This is a genomic window from Halegenticoccus tardaugens (genome assembly GCF_004116405.1).
In the GTDB taxonomy this organism is placed as follows: Archaea; Halobacteriota; Halobacteria; order Halobacteriales; family Haloferacaceae; genus Halegenticoccus; species Halegenticoccus tardaugens.
This window is the reverse complement of record NZ_SDIC01000011.1, coordinates 72,313-90,377: the sequence shown is the minus strand read 5'-3', so window position 1 is coordinate 90,377 and position 18,065 is coordinate 72,313. Positions and strand designations below refer to the sequence as shown.

At 69.0% G+C, this 18,065-nt stretch carries 16 protein-coding genes; 5 read left to right on the top strand and 11 right to left on the bottom strand.

Going from position 1 to position 18,065, the window contains the following annotated elements:
- Positions 1–58: 58 nt before the first annotated feature.
- From C3L37_RS22745 to menE, 6 genes are all read right to left on the bottom strand, one after another.
- Positions 59–298 carry a hypothetical protein gene (locus C3L37_RS22745; RefSeq protein WP_129116826.1) on the bottom strand — a complete coding sequence of 80 codons (240 nt, stop codon included), beginning with the start codon at positions 296–298 and terminating at the stop codon, positions 59–61.
- Positions 291–2,141, bottom strand: coding sequence for a sugar-transfer associated ATP-grasp domain-containing protein (locus C3L37_RS22740; RefSeq protein ID WP_129116825.1), 1,851 nt, complete (start codon positions 2,139–2,141; stop codon positions 291–293). The genes C3L37_RS22745 and C3L37_RS22740 overlap by 8 nt, the downstream gene beginning before the upstream one ends.
- A 347-nt stretch (positions 2,142–2,488) precedes the next feature.
- The gene (locus tag C3L37_RS22735; protein WP_129116824.1) at positions 2,489–2,728 is read right to left on the bottom strand and encodes a UPF0058 family protein; all 240 of its coding nucleotides are present in this window, start codon (positions 2,726–2,728) and stop codon (positions 2,489–2,491) included.
- 150 nt (positions 2,729–2,878) lie between these two features.
- The gene (locus C3L37_RS22730; protein WP_129116823.1) at positions 2,879–3,679 is read right to left on the bottom strand and encodes an N-acyl homoserine lactonase family protein; all 801 of its coding nucleotides are present in this window, start codon (positions 3,677–3,679) and stop codon (positions 2,879–2,881) included.
- Positions 3,680–3,762: 83 nt separating this feature from the next.
- Positions 3,763–4,911: an acyl-CoA dehydrogenase family protein gene (locus tag C3L37_RS22725; RefSeq protein ID WP_129116822.1), complete on the bottom strand. Its 1,149-nt coding sequence runs from the start codon at positions 4,909–4,911 to the stop codon at positions 3,763–3,765.
- A gap of 62 nt (positions 4,912–4,973) precedes the next feature.
- A complete protein-coding gene (gene menE, locus C3L37_RS22720; RefSeq protein WP_129116821.1) occupies positions 4,974–6,632 on the bottom strand; it encodes an o-succinylbenzoate--CoA ligase in 1,659 nt (552 codons plus the stop codon).
- Positions 6,633–6,809: 177 nt separating this feature from the next.
- Here menE and C3L37_RS22715 point away from each other — a divergent pair, with 177 nt between their 5' ends.
- A complete protein-coding gene (locus C3L37_RS22715; protein WP_129116820.1) occupies positions 6,810–8,225 on the top strand; it encodes an aryl-sulfate sulfotransferase in 1,416 nt (471 codons plus the stop codon).
- A gap of 33 nt (positions 8,226–8,258) precedes the next feature.
- Here the strand turns inward: C3L37_RS22715 and mce are convergent, their stop codons facing one another.
- Positions 8,259–8,642 carry a methylmalonyl-CoA epimerase gene (mce, locus tag C3L37_RS22710; protein ID WP_129116819.1) on the bottom strand — a complete coding sequence of 128 codons (384 nt, stop codon included), beginning with the start codon at positions 8,640–8,642 and terminating at the stop codon, positions 8,259–8,261.
- Positions 8,643–8,727: 85 nt separating this feature from the next.
- On the opposite strand from mce, the gene C3L37_RS25220 reads away from it, so the two are divergent.
- Complete coding sequence (locus tag C3L37_RS25220) at positions 8,728–10,464, top strand: sensor histidine kinase (protein WP_228546437.1); 1,737 nt, start codon at positions 8,728–8,730, stop codon at positions 10,462–10,464.
- A gap of 46 nt (positions 10,465–10,510) precedes the next feature.
- On the opposite strand, the gene C3L37_RS22700 is transcribed toward C3L37_RS25220, so the two are convergent.
- Together C3L37_RS22700 and C3L37_RS22695 are read right to left on the bottom strand one after the other, a co-directional pair.
- On the bottom strand, positions 10,511–11,254 hold the full coding sequence (locus tag C3L37_RS22700) for a hypothetical protein (protein ID WP_129116818.1): 744 nt from the start codon (positions 11,252–11,254) through the stop codon (positions 10,511–10,513).
- 112 nt (positions 11,255–11,366) lie between these two features.
- Entirely contained in the window at positions 11,367–13,049 is a 1,683-nt protein-coding gene (locus C3L37_RS22695; protein WP_129116817.1) for an acyl-CoA mutase large subunit family protein, read from the bottom strand.
- Positions 13,050–13,172: 123 nt separating this feature from the next.
- Here C3L37_RS22695 and C3L37_RS22690 point away from each other — a divergent pair, with 123 nt between their 5' ends.
- Complete coding sequence (locus tag C3L37_RS22690; RefSeq protein ID WP_129116816.1) at positions 13,173–13,700, top strand: DsrE family protein; 528 nt, start codon at positions 13,173–13,175, stop codon at positions 13,698–13,700.
- A gap of 52 nt (positions 13,701–13,752) precedes the next feature.
- Here C3L37_RS22690 and C3L37_RS22685 read toward each other — a convergent pair whose 3' ends face one another.
- Together C3L37_RS22685 and C3L37_RS22680 are read right to left on the bottom strand one after the other, a co-directional pair.
- On the bottom strand, positions 13,753–15,522 hold the full coding sequence (locus C3L37_RS22685; protein ID WP_164974850.1) for an ABC transporter substrate-binding protein: 1,770 nt from the start codon (positions 15,520–15,522) through the stop codon (positions 13,753–13,755).
- A 274-nt stretch (positions 15,523–15,796) separates the two neighbouring features.
- Entirely contained in the window at positions 15,797–16,645 is an 849-nt protein-coding gene (locus C3L37_RS22680) for a DUF4397 domain-containing protein (protein ID WP_129116814.1), read from the bottom strand.
- A 309-nt stretch (positions 16,646–16,954) separates the two neighbouring features.
- On the opposite strand from C3L37_RS22680, the gene C3L37_RS22675 reads away from it, so the two are divergent.
- Both C3L37_RS22675 and C3L37_RS22670 read left to right on the top strand, forming a co-directional pair.
- Entirely contained in the window at positions 16,955–17,344 is a 390-nt protein-coding gene (locus C3L37_RS22675) for a nascent polypeptide-associated complex protein (RefSeq protein WP_129116813.1), read from the top strand.
- Positions 17,341–18,060, top strand: coding sequence for a methyltransferase domain-containing protein (locus C3L37_RS22670; RefSeq protein WP_129116812.1), 720 nt, complete (start codon positions 17,341–17,343; stop codon positions 18,058–18,060). The genes C3L37_RS22675 and C3L37_RS22670 overlap by 4 nt, the downstream gene beginning before the upstream one ends.
- Positions 18,061–18,065 lie beyond the last annotated feature (5 nt).

The window sequence follows — 18,065 nt, the reverse complement described above, 5'->3', positions numbered from 1 at the left end:
CCGGTTGCTCGGCGAGCCCGAGCCGAACGCCGCTGAACGACGGGTCCCGCCCAGTCGTTCAGGACGGCGGTTTCCGGTTCCGGTAGTGGCCGAGCGACTCGTACACCACGAAGACCACGAACGCGACCGGGATCGCGACGAAGAGCAGTTCGGGCGCGCCGATTGCGCCGCCGTCCGCCGGGAGATAGCGTCCGAGAACCGGCGGCGCGGGGACTCGCGCGTCCAGCGTGCCGACGAACAGCAACCCCGGAAGGAGTCCGCCGAGGACGAACAGCGATCCGAGCGTCGCTCTATTCATCCGGCTCGCTTCCCCTCGTTTTCGGTTCCATCGCGTCCGTCCCCGTCGCGTCCGTCTCCCAGTCCGCTTCGTCCCATCGCCTCGCGAGCCGAATCTTCTCCGATGGCGGCTTCAGGTCGTAGTCGTCGGGCAGCGATTCGACGAAATCGAGCCGCCTGAGCAGCCCGTCGAACGTCGAGTTCTGGATTCCCAGCCCGGGGCGGGCGTTCACTTCGAGGACGACCGGCCCCTTCTCCTCGTCCACGACAACGTCGACGCCGGCGTACCCGAGCCGGGAGACCTCCGCGGCGTGGACGGCGGTGGCGAGGACCTCGTCCCAGTTCGGGACGGTGAAGTCGCGCAGGTCCGCCCCCGTGTCGGGGTGTTCGTCGTGCCACTGGTTGGTGCTCCGGTAGCCGCCGAGCGCCCGCCCCTCGGCGACGGTCAGCCCGACCCCGATCGCCCCCATGTGGAGGTTCGCCGCGCCGTCGGACTCCTCGGTCGGCAGCCGCGTCATCGCCATGATCGGGAAGCCCTTGAACACCATCACGCGGATGTCCGGGACGCCCTGCCCCGCGCGGGAGCGGAGGAAGTCGTCGGGGTGGACGAGCTCCTCGACGATCGCGACGCCGTCGAGCCCCATCGGGGAGTAGTGCCCCTCGACGACGGAGCGGACGTGGGCGAGCAGTTGCTCGGGCGTCCGCTCGCCCTTCGAGGTTTCGAACCGTTCGCCGTCGTCGGTGCGTCCGGTGACGACGACGATCCCCTCGCCGCCGTATCCGCTGTCGGGCTTGATGACGAACTCGTCGCGGGCGTCGAACAGCGCCTCCGCCCGCCCGATCTGCCCGAGCCGCTCGACGAGGAGGTAGGTGTCCGGCGTCGAGACGCCCGTCCCGTGGAAGGCGCGCTTCATCGACGCCTTGTCGAGTTCCGGGAAGAGGTGCGTCGGGTTGTACCGTTTGATGTACGCGTTTCGGCGGTTCATCGCGAGCACGTCGCTCCCATTGCGGTACGACGCGGAACCGCCGAGCGCGTTGACCGCGCGCGCCTTCGCGTTGTGCAGCGAGGTCTCCGCGGCGCTCAGGGCTGCGCTCCACGGCGAGCCCCGGAAGACGTTCGAAAAACGGAGGTACTCTTTCACCCGAATCGCGCCGGTCGTGCCGAGCCAGACGTTGAGCCCGATGATCGCGGCCCACGCCTCCGGGGTGTGGACGAACCAGCTCACGAGCGCGTCGCGCGACAGGATCGCGTACGCCACGAGTATCGCGACGAGCGTCCAGACGAACCGGATCGCCGGCGCTCGCCACCCCCGTTCCGAGAGGTCGCGCGCGAATCGATCGGCGTACCAGCCGGTGATGATCGCCGGGAAGAACACCTGCAACGAGTCGAGCGCGGCGGGGAGAACCCGCTGGTCGGCCAGCACGTGAAAGACGGTGATCGCGACGCCGACGGTCATGACGAGCGCGCCGATCCGGTGGGCCGTCCCCAGCCGGAACGGTTCGAGGATCAGGAACGTCGTGAGCGCGATGAGAAACAGGTTCACGAAGAGCACGGTCCCCCAGAGCGGCCCGCTGGCGAGGAGGATGTACGAGATGATTATCGGGCCGAACATGCCGTACGTGACGAGCCCCACCTTGCTCCTGAGCAGCGTGATGACGAATCCGGCGAGCATCAGCTCGAAGAAGAGCCGGTACTGCGCCAGCGGCCGCTGGCTCATGTCGAGTTGCCCACGGAGGAGAACCCCCGAGAACAGGACGATCAGGAGTAATCCGACGAGCGGATAGTGTTTCGCGTACAGCTCGGTCGTTCGGGACCGCCACGCGGACGGGCTTCGCCCGGTTGCGGTGCCGGCTTCGGTTGCCATCGTCCCTCCGTCTCCCACGGCGGATAATAGTTATAAATCTGATAACATTGTCGTACTGATTTCACCGTGAAAATAACTGGCTGTTATTACGTCTGCCGTCAGTCGAACGCGTGATTTGGCCGGTTAAACGCCTCGTTCAAGGATATATCGACGGGTCGCATCCGCCTGATATATGCTCAATATAGACAAAATAGTACTAATATCGTCAAATTATCATTTGTCGATACATGGTATTCAGCGTATGATCCCGAGTTCACGCGTCGTCACTCGAGAACCGTCTCGTCGCGAAAAGTCGCGTCGGACGCGCGCGACGTCGTCGGGCGAATCGTCCGATCGAGGAACCGGGCTCACCCTTCGACGAGTTCGGGGCGCGCCGTGGGTTCCCCCGCGGATCGCGCGGCGAGAACGCGCAGGAGCGCCATCACCGCTTCCTCGTGCCGGTCGCGGGAGGCGGTGAGCGTCATCGGCGTGATCCCCAGCTCCCGATACGGCTCGAAGTCCTCCCGCGCCGCGACGCCGCGTTCGACGTAGTCCTCCGCGATGGTCGCAAGCAGTGCGTGAAGGTGGACCAATTCGTTCTTCTTCACCGTGAGTATCGTACGTGCTCGTCGCAGGTAAACCGCACGGTGACCAGATGATGCAATTTATCGAATTCGACCGATCGAATGGCCACAGATGGTCGAATAACTGTGGGAAATGTCATCCTCGACTCCGCGTGGATCGACCCGGCTGTTCGATCACGTCCACCCGTCGCCGAACGACTCGAACCGCTCCAGATCGTGTCCGTACAGCATGTCCGCGCCGTGAACGCGCGCCTCCTCCTTCAGCGTCCGGACGCTGTCGAGCCACCGCCGCTCGCACCAGACGAGCCCCGGCCCCATCGGCACCTCGTCCGCGTAGTTGGCGTCGACGTACGCGGCGTCGCCGGCGAGGAGCACCGACCCGTCGTCGCGGTCGATGCGCGCCCCGAGGAGCCCCGGCGTGTGGCCCGGCAGGTGGAGGAGTTCGACGCCTCCGGCGAGCGTCCGCCGGTCGCGGCGGACCACTTCCCAGTTCAGGTCCCGGTCGAAGTCCGGCGCGAGGTAGGCGACGGAGCCCTCGTCCGTCTTGGCGCTGAAGTAGGCGTACTTGAGTTCCTCCTCGTGGACGTACACGGGGACGTCGCTCCCCTCGAACTCGTACAGCCCGCCCGCGTGGTCGAGGTGCAGGTGACTCGTCACCACGGCGTCGACGTCCGAGAGCGCGTAGCCCGCGGCGTCGAGATCGTCCTCCAGGCGGTGCTCGTCGGCGTCGACGTGCTCGAAGGCGTCGTAGAGGGGTGCGGGCCAGTAGCCGTCCCCCGCGTCCGGGTGGGAGCCGGTGTCCCAGAGGATCGTCGCCTCCGGGTGGTCGATGACGGCGTTCCAGACGACGAACTCGCGGATCTCGTGCTCCGGACGCGGGTTCGACGCGCTCGCCATCGCGTACCCGTCGACGACGTAGTTCGCGTCCGCCCTGACGCGCCCGCGGTCGAGGAGGTGGACACTGACGTCTGCCATGGCGGAGGTTGGGACGGCGAAGAGATAAACCCCGGTTCGGCGACCGCCGCAGAGAATCGCGGGTCGACGAACGGTCGCCTCGTTCACCGCGACTGCCGGTAGATCAGGTTCCGCTGGATCTCGTTCGCGCCCTCGTAGATGACGGGGATCCGCACGTCGCGGTACACGCGGGCGATGCGCCGCTCGTCGAGGATCGAGCGGCCGCCGTGCAGCTGCATCCCGCGTTCGGCGCAGAAGGTCGCCGTCTCGGTCGACTTCGTCTTCGCCATCGCGGCCCAGAAGCCGGCGTCCTCGCCCGAGGCGACCTTCTCCGCGGCTCGCCAGTTCAGCGCGCGGGCGGCCTCGAACTCCGTGCGCATGTCGGCGAGCGCGTGCTGGACCGCCTGGAACTCCGCGACCCCTCGACCGAACGCCTCGCGGTCGTGGACGAACTCCCACGCCTCCTCGATGGCCGCCGCGGCGAGTCCGAGACCGTGGCCGCCGACGACGACGCGGCCGTGGTTGAAGAAGTCCGCGAGCATGTAGAAGCCGCCGCCCTCCGCGCCGACGAGGTTCTCCTCCGGGACCGCGCAGTCGTCGAAGACGATGTGGCCCTGCTTCGACGCGCGCATGCCCATCTTCTCGGGGATGTGTTCGGCCTCGTACCCCTCGGCGTCCGTGGGAACGACGAACATCGAGTAGTTCGAGTACCGGTCCTCCCCGTCGCCGGTCTTCGCGTAGACGGTGAGCCAGTCGGCTTCGACGGCGTTGCCGACCCAGTACTTCTCGCCGTTCAGGACGTACCCGTCTTCCGTCTTCTCCGCGGCCGTCGTCATCCCGGCGAGGTCGCTGCCGGTTTCGGGCTCGGAGACGGCGAGCCCGGAGATCTCCTCGCACTCCGCGACGGGCCGGAGGTAGGTTTCCTTCTGCTCCTCGGAGCCGTACGTCTCGACGATCTCGCAGCCGAAGCTCGCGAGTTGCAGCGTCAGCGCGATCCCGGCGTCGGCGCGGTAGAACTCCTCCGCGATGGCGAGGATCTGCTGGAGGTCGTACCCCTTCCCGCCGTGCTCCTCGCCGATGTCCTGCGCGACGAGACCGGCGTCCTGTCCGGCTTCGAGCACCTCCCACGGGTACTCGCCGGTGCGAAAGTGCGCCGACGCGTTCGGGGCGATGTGCTCCGCCGCGAACTCCCGAGCCGCCGCCTTGACCTCGCGGGCGTGCGCCGGGACGATGCTGTCGTCCAGTAAGTCCATGGCGTTTCGTCCGCGGGCCGCGGTAAAATAGCTCGTGGAACTCGGGGTCGCGGAACTCGCGTTTACTCGGGCCCGTCGGGCTCCTCGACCCGTCCCTCCGCGTCATCGCGGACGGTTTCGCCGCCCCCATCGTCTTCGTCCCGATCGATCTCCGACGCGTCCGACTCGTCGTCGCCGGCCTCGTCGGCTTTTTCGTCCCCGTCTTTTTCGGCCGCCTCGAACGCTCGAATCCGCTCTCTCGTCGCCTCGCGCGCGACGGTTCCGGAGGCCGTCCGCGGGAGATCGTCGGCGAACGCGATCGTTCGAGGGAGTTTGTAGCCCGCCAGCCGCTCCCGGCAGTGCGCGTCGATCTCCGCGGCCGTCGGGCGCGCGTCCGGGTTCGCCGGGACGAGAAGCGCCGCGACGCGTTCGCCCCACTCGTCGTCGGGGAGTCCGACGACGGCGGCGTCGGCCACGTCGGGGTGATCGCGCAGCGCCTCGACGACCTCGCCGGGGTCGACGTTCTCCCCGCCGGTGATGATCCGGTCGTCCGTCCGCCCGAGCACGTACAGCCGGCCGACCTCGTCGCGGTAGCCCACGTCCCCCGTCCGGAGGCCCCGCGGACCGAACGCCGCCTCGGTCGCCTCTGGATTCCCGTAGTACCCGGGCGAGACGGTGGGACCGGACACGACGATCTCGCCGGTTTCGCCCGGTTCGACCGCCTCGCCGTCGTCGTCGAGCACGGCGACCTCCGTCCACAGGAGCGGCCGTCCGACCGTCCCCTCGAACTCGAACGCCTCCGCGGGCGCGGCGGTGGCGACCTGCGAGGCCGTCTCGGTCATCCCGTAGGTGGGGTACACCGGAACCGAGTAGTCCCGACAGCGCCGAATCAGCTCCCGGGAGGCCGGCGCGCCGCCGAGCAGGACGAACCGGAGCGGATCGGAGAGCGTGCCGCGGCTGTCGAGCATCCGCCGGAGCATCGTCGGCACGAGCGAGATACCGGTCGCGCCGTACGTTCCGACGTCGTCGGCGGCGGCCCCCGGATCGAACGACGACCGCAGGACGACCGCCGTGCCGTACAGCGTCGACCGGTACAGCGGCGCGAGGCCGCCCATGTGGGCCAGCGAAAGCGCGACCAGCCAGCGGTCGTCCGGGAGGACGCCGAGTCGGAACGCGGACGCGACGGCGCTCGAAAAGACGTTGCCCATCGTGAGGACGACCGCCTTGGGCGCGCCGGTCGTTCCGGAGGTGAAGAGCATCGCGAGCGGATCGTCGCGCTCCCACGTCGCGGGATCGACCGCGATCGGCTCCGCCGCCGACAGCGCCTCGACGCCCCTCCGGTCGGGTTCGTCGACGGACGCGATCGGCACGCCGACGAGTCCGTCGAGGGTCTCGGCCGCCTCGACCGCGGTGCCTTCGGTCCCGTCCCCGCAGACGAGCGCGGTCAGGTCGGTCGCCTCGATCTGCGCGGCCAGTTCGACCGGCGTCAGGCGGTCCGAGAGCGGGACGAGCGTCGCCCCGAGGCGCATGGCCGCGTGGACTAACCGAACCGCCGGAACGCCGGTCGGGAGGAGCGTCCCGAGGTGGTCGCCGGCTTCGATCCCGAGCGCGGCCAGTCGTCCCGCGGTCTCGTCGACCTCGGCGTCGAGGGCGGCGTAGTCCCACTCCGATCCCGCGTCGGCGTCGACGAGGGCGGTCACGTCCGGCGTCGCCCGCGCCCTGTGGGTGAGCCAGTCGTCCATTACCCGCTCATCGACACGGGCACACTACTGTCTTTGCATCGGCGATAAATGTCGTTAATACGACACCCTGACTCCGACGTGCAGCGCATCGGGCGCGTCTTCATCCCGTCGGCGCGCCGAGGCTCTCGTGTCGTCGCATCGGTAGTTTCATCCTCCCCTCCTCGGACAGTAGACCAAATGGACGAACGGCGCATCCTCCGGGTCGCGTTCGCCGCCCTCCTCGTCCTCGCGGTCGGCTCGCTCGTCGCCGGCTACCTCGCCGCGCCGCCGTCGTTCCCCGAGCGCGTCGCCGCCGGCGGGTCCGTCGCCCCGCCCGCGGACGGCGCGACCGTCGTCGCGACGCAGGGGTTCGGCGCGAAGGGCTGGCACCTGCGGTTCACCGGCGACAGCCCGGGTGAACTGGTCGCCGTCGACGAGAGGGGGGACGTGCTCTACTACGACGACGAGTACGACAGCTACTGGGACGTCGACCCGAGCCCCGAGGGCGACCGGACGGTGATGTACGTCGCCTCCGAACACCTGTCGACCGACGAGTGCGGCGCGGAGACCGAGTGTTACCGGAACGTCGTCGAACGAACGAACCTCTCGACGGGCGAGACGACCGAGGTGTACTCGCGGATCGTCCCGAACGGGAAGACGATCCGCTGGCACGACGTCGACCGATACGACGGAAAACGACTCGTCGTCGCCGACATCCACCGCGATCGGGTGTTCGTCGTCAACACCGAGACGGAGGTGATCGAGTGGGAGTGGGACGCCCAGAGCGACTACCCGACGTCGGGTGGCGGGCCGTACCCGCACGACTGGACCCACCTCAACGACGTGGAGGTGCTGCCCGACGGCCGCATCATGGTGAGCCTCCGGAACCAGGATCAGGTCGTCTTCCTCGACCCCGAGACGGGGCTGGAAGAGGGGTGGACGCTCGGGAGCGAAGACGACTACGACACGCTCTACGAGCAGCACAACCCGGACTACATCCCGCCCGAAAACGGCGGCCCGGCGGTGCTCGTCGCCGACTCCCACAACAACCGCGTCGTCGAGTACGGCCGCGAGGACGGGGCGTGGAACCGGACGTGGTCGTGGAACGACAGCCGATTGGAGTGGCCGCGCGACGCCGACCGCCTTCCCAACGGTCACACGCTCGTCACCGACTCGAACGGCGGGCGCGTCGTCGAGGTGAACGAGGAGGGCGAGGTCGTCTGGACGCTCGACCTGACGCTGCCGTACGAGGCCGAGCGCCTCGGCACCGGTCCCGAAAGCGCCGGCGGCCCGAGCGCCGACCGCGCGGACCTCCCTTCGACCAGGGCGAACCGCGGCGGGGACGACCTCTCGCTCGGATCGATCGTCTACGCCGTCGTTCCCGGCGAGATCGTGCTGGCCGTGGGCTTCGTCCTTCCGGCGTGGATGGGGATGGCCGACGCGCTGACGCTCGCGTTCGCGCTCGGCGTCGCCGCGCTGTGGCTCGGCCTCGAACTGTACTGGTCGCCGTGGCGCGTCGGCCTCCGCCGACCCGTCTCGATCCGCCGCGACCCGAGGGCGACCGGGCGCAGCGACGATGGCGACGCGGAGGGCGAGTCGTCGGAGGGCGACTGACGGGAGGCGGCGGTCGACGACGGTCGCCGCCGCTCAGTGCTGGACGAACTCGACGAGGACGCCCCCGGTCGATTTCGGGTGCAGGAAGGCGACCTCGTGGCCCCACGCCCCGGGTCGCGGCTCCTCGTCGATCAGCGCGACGTCCAGGTCGTGGGCCGCGGCGAGCGCGGCCTCGACGTCGTCGGTGGCGAGCGCGACGTGGTGGATCCCCGGACCGTGGCCGTCGAGGTAGCGCGCGATCGCGCCGCCCTCGTGGGGTTCGAGGAGTTCGAAGTAGCCGTCCTCCAGTTCGAGAAAGAGGACCGTCATCCCCTCGAACCGCTCTTCGTGCGCGATCGGGGCATCGAAGAGGTCGCTGAACAGGTCGGCGAGCGCCGCGGCGTCCGGCGTCGCGATCCCGACGTGGTCGAACTGCATGTGCGGCGTCTCGGCCGCCCGCCGGATAAACCTCTCCCCGTCGCGGCGGTCCGATCGACCGCCCGAACAGAAAATATTTATCTAAATGTTTACGAGTCATCGGACGGATACGACGAAAAATGATCACTTCGAGCGCTTCGGTCGAGCGGTCGCCTCGCCGGCGGACGGGCCTCGGTTCGCCGATCGGATCGTCCCGTCGCCGATGACCGTCCCTCGCGTCCTGTACGTCGGACGGGACGCCCGGCTTCCCGGCCTGCTCTCGTCCGGGCCGTCCGACGCGATCGTCGTCGCCGCGACCGAGACGGACGCCGCGACGGCGGAGCTGCTCGCCGGTCCGATCGACTGTCTCGTCTACGACCGTCTCACCCCGCACGAGGGCGCCGCCGACTTTCTCCGGTTCGTCCAGGAGGTCGTCCCGGACGTGCCGGTCGTCCTGCGAACCGCCGACCCTTCGGCCGACCGCGGCGTCTCGTCGGGGCTGTACGACGAATCCGTGTCGAGGGTCGATTCGGACGAGAGCGGGAGGAAGGAACCGGACGGCTTCGACGGCGTCGACGACGGCCGCGCGCTCCTCGCCGCCGTCGAGCGTCACCTCCGCCCCGATCGATCGACCGACGGGCGACGCGCCACGGCGCGGGAGGGAGCGCTGCGCGCGCTCGAACGCGAGCGAGCGTTCGTCGACGACGTCCTCGACAACCTGACGGACGTGTTCTTCGTGATGAACGCCGACGCCGAGTTCGTCAGGTGGAACGAGCGCGTGAGCGAGGTCACCGGCTACGAGAGCGAGGAGATCGCCCGAATGAGCCCGTTCGACCTCATGGCCGACGAGGACGCGGAGCGGGCTGCGGCCGCGGTGTCCGAGGTCCTCTCGACCGGGGAGGCGACCGAGGAGATCCGGATCGAAACGCGCGACGGGACGCTCGTGCCGTACGAGTTCGTCGGTTCGCTCGTCCGCGGCGCGTCGGGCGAACCGCGGTACGTCTGCGGCATCGGTCGCGACATCTCCGGACGGAAGCGCCGGGAGAGACAGCTCCGCCGCAAGCGGGAGGAGCTCGACCGGAAGAACGCCGAACTCGACCGGAAGAACGCCGAGCTGGAGCGCTCGAACGCCGAACTCGAACGGTTCGCATCGGCCGCGTCACACGACCTACAGGAGCCGCTGCGGATGGTGTCGAGCTACCTCGGGCTGCTTGACCGGCGGTACGGGGACGACCTCGACGCGGACGCCCGGGAGTTCGTCGCCGCCGCCGTCGACGGTGCCGATCGGATGCGCGAGATGATCGACGACCTGCTCCGCTACTCGCGAGTCAGCCGTCGGGAGGAGCCGCGCGCGCCGGTCGATTGCGACGCGGTGGTGCGGACGGTGCTGGACAACGTGCAGGTCGCGGTCCGCCGAACCGACGCGGAGATCGTCGTGGACTCGCTGCCGACGGTCGTCGGCATGGAGACGCTTCTCGTGTTACTGTTTCAGAACCTCGTCGGCAACGCGCTCGCGTACGCCGGGGACGAACCCCCCCGAATCCGAATCCGGGCGGAGCCGCGCGAGGAGGGGTGCGACGGGGAGCGCGGCGAGGCGTACCTGTTCGCCGTCGCCGACGACGGCGTCGGCATCCCGCGGGAGAAACGGGACCGAATCTTCGATCTCTTCTCCGGCGAGGGGGGCGGAACCGGCATCGGTCTCGCGACCTGCAAGCGGATCGTCGAGCGCCACGGCGGCGAGATCTGGGTCGAGTCCGAGCCCGACGAGGGTTCGACGTTCTTCTTCACCCTCCCCGCCGCGTCCGACGCGACGGCCGTGCGCGCGAGATCCGACGACGATTGAGTGCGCCCGCCCGGCACGACCTCGGTGGCTCGGAACCCCCTCGACCTCACGCAGTCTCGCGGCTAGCTTCCGCCCGACGAACGAGAATCTCCTCGAAGTAGTGCGCCATGATCCGCGCCGCCCGCACCCAGTGGCGTCGCGTGTGCATGTCGTGCAGTTCGGTACCCGCGAGGTAGTACGCCGCGAGGTGGCCGAACCCCGATCGCCCGAATCTCGGCTTCTCCGGGTGCTCCCCGCATCCGATCGCGGCCCGAATCTCGATCCGCTGTGCGCGCATCGTCGGCGTCCAGTAGTCCCCGCCGATCTTGTGCTCGCGCCACGCCGCGGTCGTCTCCGTCGCGTAGGTGCGCTCCATGCCGACGATCGACGCCCGGCGGGCGAGTCGCGCCTCGACGGGTGTCCAATCCGCCGCCGAGAGTCCCTCCCGGTCGACCCCGCCGTCCGACGAGACGTGCGGCGCTTCGACGTCGTCTTTCTCCCACAGCGCGGCCGCGTACGCTCGCGCCGCCTCGTACGCCTCGGCGCCGGTGAGGTGGGCGAACTGCCGGCGATCCACCTCGTAGAACGCGCGGACCGCCGCCCCCCAGTCGCGGTCGTCGTGCGCGACGAACCCTCGGCAGAGCTGCTCCGCGAGGTGCGCTGCGGTCGACGCCACCTCCGATCGTGTCCCCCCCTCGGGCGTCGACGTCGCGTCGACCGCGATCGATCCGGCGGCCGGGCGGTCCGGTCGGCCCGGCCGCGCGCGAGCCGACGCCTGCGTCGAATACGCGGGTGCGTCCTCGTAATCCACTTTCCTCCCCCGATCTCCCCTGCCCGTCCGGATCGTATGTACCTTCGCTAACCGTCGGGTTACCGGGGGCGGTTACCGCGGTGTGGGCCGAGGGGGCGAGGCGAGGCGAAAGTCACACGGCGCTCGACGGGTGGTACTCGCCGAACTCCTCGCGGAGGACGCCGCAGATCTCGCCGATCGTCGCGTACGCCTTCACCGCGTCGACGATCGGCGGCACGAGGTTTCCGTCGCCGCGGGCGGTGTCGCGCAGCGCCGCGAGCGCGGCGTCGACGGCCTCGTCGTCGCGCTCGGCGCGGAGCGATTCGAGTCGCTCGACCTGTCGGCGCTCGTCCTCCTCCGTGACCTCCTCCACGTCGATGTCGGCCTCCTCGTCGACCTGGTACTCGTTGACGCCGACGATGATCCGCTCGCCCGTTTCGATCTCCCGTTGGCGCTCGAAGGCGACCTCCTGGATCTGCCGCTGGACCCACTGATCCTTGACCGCTTCGAGCATCCCCCCGCGTCGGTCGACGTCGTCTATGATCTCGAACGCCTCCGCCTCGATCTCGTCGGTCAGCGCCTCGACGTAGTAGCTGCCGGCGAGCGGGTCGATGGTGTCGGCCGCGCCCGACTCGTGGGCGAGGATCTGCTGCGTCCGGAGCGCCGTCCGGACGCTCTCCTCCGTGGGAAGCGACAGCGCCTCGTCCTTGCCGTTGGTGTGCAGGCTCTGGGTCCCGCCGAGGACCGCCGCGAGCGCCTGGTAAGCGACCCGGACCACGTTGTTCTCGACCTGTTGGGCCGTGAGCGTCGACCCGCCGGTCTGGGTGTGGAACTTCAGCTGCTTCGCCTTCGCGCTCTCCGCGCCGAATCGCTCCTCCATGATCTTCGCCCACATCCGCCGGGCCGCGCGGAACTTCGCCACCTCCTCCAGCACGTTGTTGTGCGCGTTGAAGAAGAAGGAAAGCTGCGGGGCGAACCCGTCCACGTCGAGGCCGGCGTCGACGGCCGCCTGCACGTACTCGATGCCGTTACCGAGGGTGAACGCGACCTCCTGCGCCGCCGTCGAACCGGCCTCGCGGATGTGGTACCCGGAAATGGAGATCGTGTTGAACTTCGGCGTCTCGGCGGCACAGAACTCGAAGATGTCCGTGATGAGCCGCATCGACGGCTCCGGCGGGTAGATGTAGAGGTTGCGCGCGATGTACTCCTTCATGATGTCGTTCTGGACGGTCCCCCGCAGCTCCTCGCGGGGGACGCCCTGCTGGTCGCCGACGGCGACGTACATCGCGAGCAGGACCGAGGCGGGCGCGTTGATCGTCATGCTCGTCGACACCTCGTCCAGCGGGATGCCCTCGAAGAGCGTCTCCGCGTCGCGCAGCGAGTCGATGGCGACCCCGGACTTTCCGACCTCGCCCGCCGCCATCGCGGCGTCGGAGTCGTAGCCCATCTGCGTCGGCAGGTCGAACGCGACGGAGAGGCCGGTCTGACCGTTGTCGATGAGGTAGTGGTACCGATCGTTGGTCTCCTCCGCCGTGCCGAAGCCGGCGTACTGGCGCATGGTCCACGTGCGCCCGCGGTACATCGTCGGGTAGACCCCGCGCGCGTACGGCTCCTCGCCGGGGAAGCCGAGATCGTCGCGGTAGTCGAGATCCGAGACGTCCGCCGGCGTGTAGAGCCGCTTCACCTCCTGGCCGCCCGTGTCGGTCGTAAAGCGGTCCTCCCGCTCGCCGAAGCGCTCCAGCGTCGGTCCGAGCGTCTCCGCTTCCCACGCTTCCTTCGCGGAGCGTATCTCCTCCAGGTCGTCCCGATCGAACATGGTCGAACGTGAGGGTATGGCCGACCTTAAGCGTTTGATTCGACGCAGAACACGTGTTCGATCGAACACGTACGGGCGTTAGCACGTCAATAATAACGCCGTCGGGAACCCTCCGATCAGACGATGAGTCGAACCCGACGTCGCTTCCTCGAACTCGCCGGCGTCGGCACCGGGCTGGCGCTCGCCGGCTGTCTGGGCGGTGCCGACTCGGAGGCGACGGCCGACGGACCGGCCACGGAGCGGACCGAATCGACGGATCGAAAGCGGACGGAGGACGAATCCGGCGCGAACGAGGACGGACGCATGAGCACGGTGTTTCACTTCACGACGGAAGGCGAATCGAATCAGGAACGGGCGATCTCGAACGTGTCGAACCTCCTCGAAGACGGGACGACGGACACGGAGCGGGTCGTCCTCGTCGTCAACTCGCGCGGCCTCGATCTCGTCCTCGAAGAGACCTCCGCGTTCCCCGACGAGGTGACGCGGCTCCTCGACGAGGGCGTCTCGATCCGCGCCTGTGAGAACACGATGGCTGCCCGCGACCTGACCGACGACGACCTCATCGACGGCGTCGAGACGGTCCCGGCCGGCGTCGGTGAACTCACGAAGCTGCAGGCGAAAGACGGCTACGCGTACATCAAGACGCCGTAATCGACTCCGTGCGTGCCTCCCGACGCGATTCGAAGACGTCGATCGGGTGCGCTCACGAGCGCCGGCCGATCCGGACGTGGTTGTACTTGTGCTTGTCGAACCCGGCGGCCCCCGTCTTCGGCACGTCGACCCAGCGGTAGTAGAAGCCCTCGCCGACGGGGTGGTACTTCGGGACGAGGACGGCGTCCTCCCAGTTCGCGCGCTCCAGTTCGAGGCAGGCCCGTCGTCGCGCCCGGCGGTCGGCGTCGGAGGCGGTTCGGTGGTCTTCGATCCGTTCCCAGGCGTCGGCCGCGCGCGCCGACGCGTCCGTGCCCTCCCACCGGTGCTGTGAGGCGTCGGTCGTCGGAGAGAGGAGCTGGAGGAAGTTCTCCGCGGCCGCGTAGTCCATCGCCCAGCCGAACGAGAACATCTCCAGCGCGCCGCTCTCGCGGCGCTTCGCGAGCGCCGAGAACGGCGCTTCCTCGATCGTGAGTTCGACGCCGACGGCGGTGAGCTGATCGCGCAGGAGTTCGCCCGTGGAGCGCCAGTTGTCGCCCTCGTACGTCGTGAACGTCACTTCGGCGGGGTCGTCCGGCGCGTAGCCCGCCCCTCGCAGCACCCGTTCGGCGGCGTCGAGGCGCGTCTCGCCGATTCCGTAGGGGTATTCCTCGCGGACGTGTCGGTCGTACCCCTCCGGACCGCCCGGAAAGAGGTTCGGCGGCGTCAGGTGCGCCGCGGCGACCCCTCGCCCTTTGTGGATGTCCCGGAGTTGCTGGTCCTGGTTCAGCGCGTACGCGACCGCCCTGCGGACGGGTTTCGGGACGCGCTCGGCGTTGAAGCCGAGGTACATCGTCGCCGCCTGCGGAACCTGCAGGTACCGGACGGTGTCGCCGCTGCCCTCCAGCGGACCGTACGACCCGATCTTGCGGCCCTGTTCGTCCTCGGATTCGATCGAAACCGAGCCGGGGTCGAACTCGGAGTCGGGGGTCCAGAAGGCGTCCGCGTTGCCGTTCAGCGCGTACTCGAACGCGCTCGTCGGTTCGCTTATCACCTGCCAGTGGACGCCGGCGGACACCGGCCCGTGGCCGTGGTAGTCCTCGCGCGCCTTCACGCGGTACTCGGTGCCCTGGTTCCAGTAGTCGAGTTCGAACGGTCCCGCGCCCACCGGTCGATCCGTCGCGAACTCCTCCTGTGAGAGTCGACCGTCGTGGCCCTCGACGTCGCCGACGACGCCCTCGGGGACGATGCCGAACGACGGGTGCGCGAGGACGGCCGTCGTGGCGTGAAACGGCGACGACAGGCGTATCCGGACGGTGCGCTCGTCGAGCGCCTCGACGCCGAGGCTGCCCGGAACGTACTCGCCGTCGCCCCCGGAGTCGGCGTCGCGCCGCTCGTGTTCGACGCCGACGAGATCGAGGAGCGTCGACGCCCAGCTGGAGTTCGGCGAGGCCGCGAGCCGCTCGAAGGTGTAGACGACGTCGGCCGCACCGAGCGTCGACCCGTCTGTGAACGTCACGTCGCGCTTCAGCGCGAACGTGTACTCGGTGCCGTCGTCCGACACCGAGAGGTCCTCGGCGAGGAGGAGTTCGGGCGTCGGATTTCCCTTGGGGTAGTAGGTCAGCCCGTCGTACAACTGGGTGACGACGCGGGCGGACGCCGTGTCGATCGACTGCGCCGGGTCGAGCGTCCGGAGCGGCTGACCGATCATCCGAAACGTCCGGTCGGCCGGGGTGGACTCACCCTGCGGCGCGCTCGCACATCCGGCGAGCGCGAACCCGGTCGCGAGGCCGCCGACCGTCCGAAGCGCGTCGCGTCGGGAGATCGTTTTACTGTGTCGTGTCATGTGTTCGACGTGGCGGTCGACGCGAACGTCATCGCGAACGCACGTGTCTCTGCAGTCCGCCGGTTTTCCGCGCTGCGTCGATCTGAGACGACCGCGGATATAAACTCCACTACATTCCCTCCGGACTGTCGCATCGGCCCCCGTGGTCTCGGCGTCGGTCGGTGGTCCGTCGGTCATCGTGATCGGTCGTCACGGTCCGTCTTCGCGATCGGCCGTCGCGGCCCGTCGGACGCTCCGAGACGCTCGCGTCGGCCGCGGCGAGCGTCGGACGCGTTCAGCCGTCGTCGCGCACGACGTTCAGGTCGAACGACTCGCCGCCACCGCCCGGCATGAGATACCCCAGCGCGAACGCGGTGTACGCGCCCGGCTCCGACACGTCGACGTCGTACGTCTCGGCGACGGTCCCGTCGTTTCCGCTCGTCGCCCGACGCACCTCCAGCGAGTATTCGTCCGCGGCGAGTTCGGTGTCCGGCGCGTCGCCGAAGGAGACGTCCTCGAACAACACGTCGCCGCCGTCTTCGGTCACGTCGACAGCCGGCGCGTCGGGCGACGCGTGGACGATCCGGAGCCGACTTTCGCCGTCGCCGAGGCCGCCGGTCTCGTCCTCTAGAAACTCCACGGCGAACGGGTTCGACGCTCCCTCCGCCACTTCGCCGAGCGCGACCGCCGTGTACTCCGCTCCGTCGAGAGTCACCTCCTCCTCGAACAGAACGGCGTCGCCGTCCGTCGCTTCGACGATCCGGACGTCGTGCGACCCCGGTTCGAGATCGACGGCGTCGCCGACGTCACCGAACGTGAGGTCCTTCGTCGCCGCCGAACCGTCGACCAGTGCGACCACGTCCGGCGCGTCGGGCGAGGCGTGCACGAACTCGACGCGCGCGCCGCCGCCCTCGGACGGCTCGTCGTCGGCTTCGGTTTCAGTCTCCTCGTCGGCCGGCGTGTCGGTCTCCGCCGGGGTTTCGCTCGTGTGAGCGTTCTCGGTCGCCTCGGTCGCCTCGGTCGTCTCGGTCGCGTTCGGTTCGGAATCCTCGTCGCCGCTTCCGCCGGCACACCCGGCGAGTCCGCCGACGAGCGCGAGACTTCCGAACGCCTTCAGCATCGACCGTCGATCCCCTCGTGTCATCCGTCCCCGCCTCCGATCCAATCCGGTTCGTCGAGGTCCGCGGATCTCGCCGATCGGCGGCCGTCACGACGGTTCCCCGGAAGCGAATCGCGCGCCGTCTCGTCGGTGGAATCCCGATCATCGATGAGCATTGAATAGTGATCAAAGTAAGATTATCACGAAGACACGAAATAATTTCGGCCAGAGAACAGCATACAACCTGACTCACGCCCGCCGGTCGGAACCGCGAAACGAAAACGCGTCGTCGACGCCACCGGTCGTCCCGCGGGCTTCGCCATACTTTTGCCGCCGGACCGCGACCCACAGGGTATGTTTGGAGGCGGCGGACTCAACCCGCGGAAGATGAAACAGATGATGAAGCAGATGGGCATCGACGTCACCGAACTCGACGCCGAGGAGGTCGTCATCCGAACCGGCGACGAGGAGCTCGTGTTCACGGACGCGCAGGTGACGCGCATGGACGCGCAGGGGCAGATGACCTACCAGATCGTCGGCGAGCCCGAGACGCGCGACGCCGGAAGCGAGGCGGCAGGCGAGGTCGAAGCCGACTCCGGACCGGAAGCGAGCGCCGGCGACGACATCCCGGACTCGGACGTCCAGATCGTCGCCCAGCGAGCCGGGGTACCCGAAGACGAGGCTCGCGACGCGCTCGAAGCCGAGAACGGCGACCTGGCGGCGGCGATCGCCCGACTGGAGTGATCCTCCTCGTCCACGGCGACCGCGAGTACCTCCTCGCGCCGGGCGACGAGCTACAGACCGACCTCGGGGTGCTCGACGTCCCGGAGGACGCGTCGCCGGGGCAGCGGCTGGAGACGCACCTCGGCGAGGAGTTCGTCGTCCGCGAGCCGCGCGGCCCGGACCTGTTCAACCACTTCGAGCGCACCGGCGCGCCGATGATGCCGCGGGACGTGGGCCTCATCGTCGGCCACACCGGCGCGTCCGCGACCGACCGAGTCCTCGACGCCGGCACCGGAACGGGCGTGCTGGCCGCCTACCTCGGACGGATCGGCGCGTCGGTCCTCACCTTCGAGCGCGAGCCGTCGTTCGCGGCGGTCGCCCGCGAAAACATGGAACTCGCCGGCGTGAGCGACCGCGTGGAGGTCCGAACCGACGACCTCACAGAACGGCTGGACTCGCTGTCGGGCTTCGACCTCGTCACCCTCGACACCGAGGACGCGCCGGCGGTCGTCGAGCGCGCGCCCGACGTGCTCGTCCCCGGCGGGTTCGTCGCCGTCTACTCGCCGTTCGTCGAAGGCTCCCGCGCCGCGGTCGAAGCGGCCCGCGAGGGGGGCCTCTCGGGGATCGAAACCTACGAGACGATCCAGCGTCGCATGGACTTCGGCGACCGCGGGTCGCGGCCCGCGACGGCCGGCGTGGGTCACACCGGCTACCTGACGTTCGCCCGCCACGAGTAACCGCT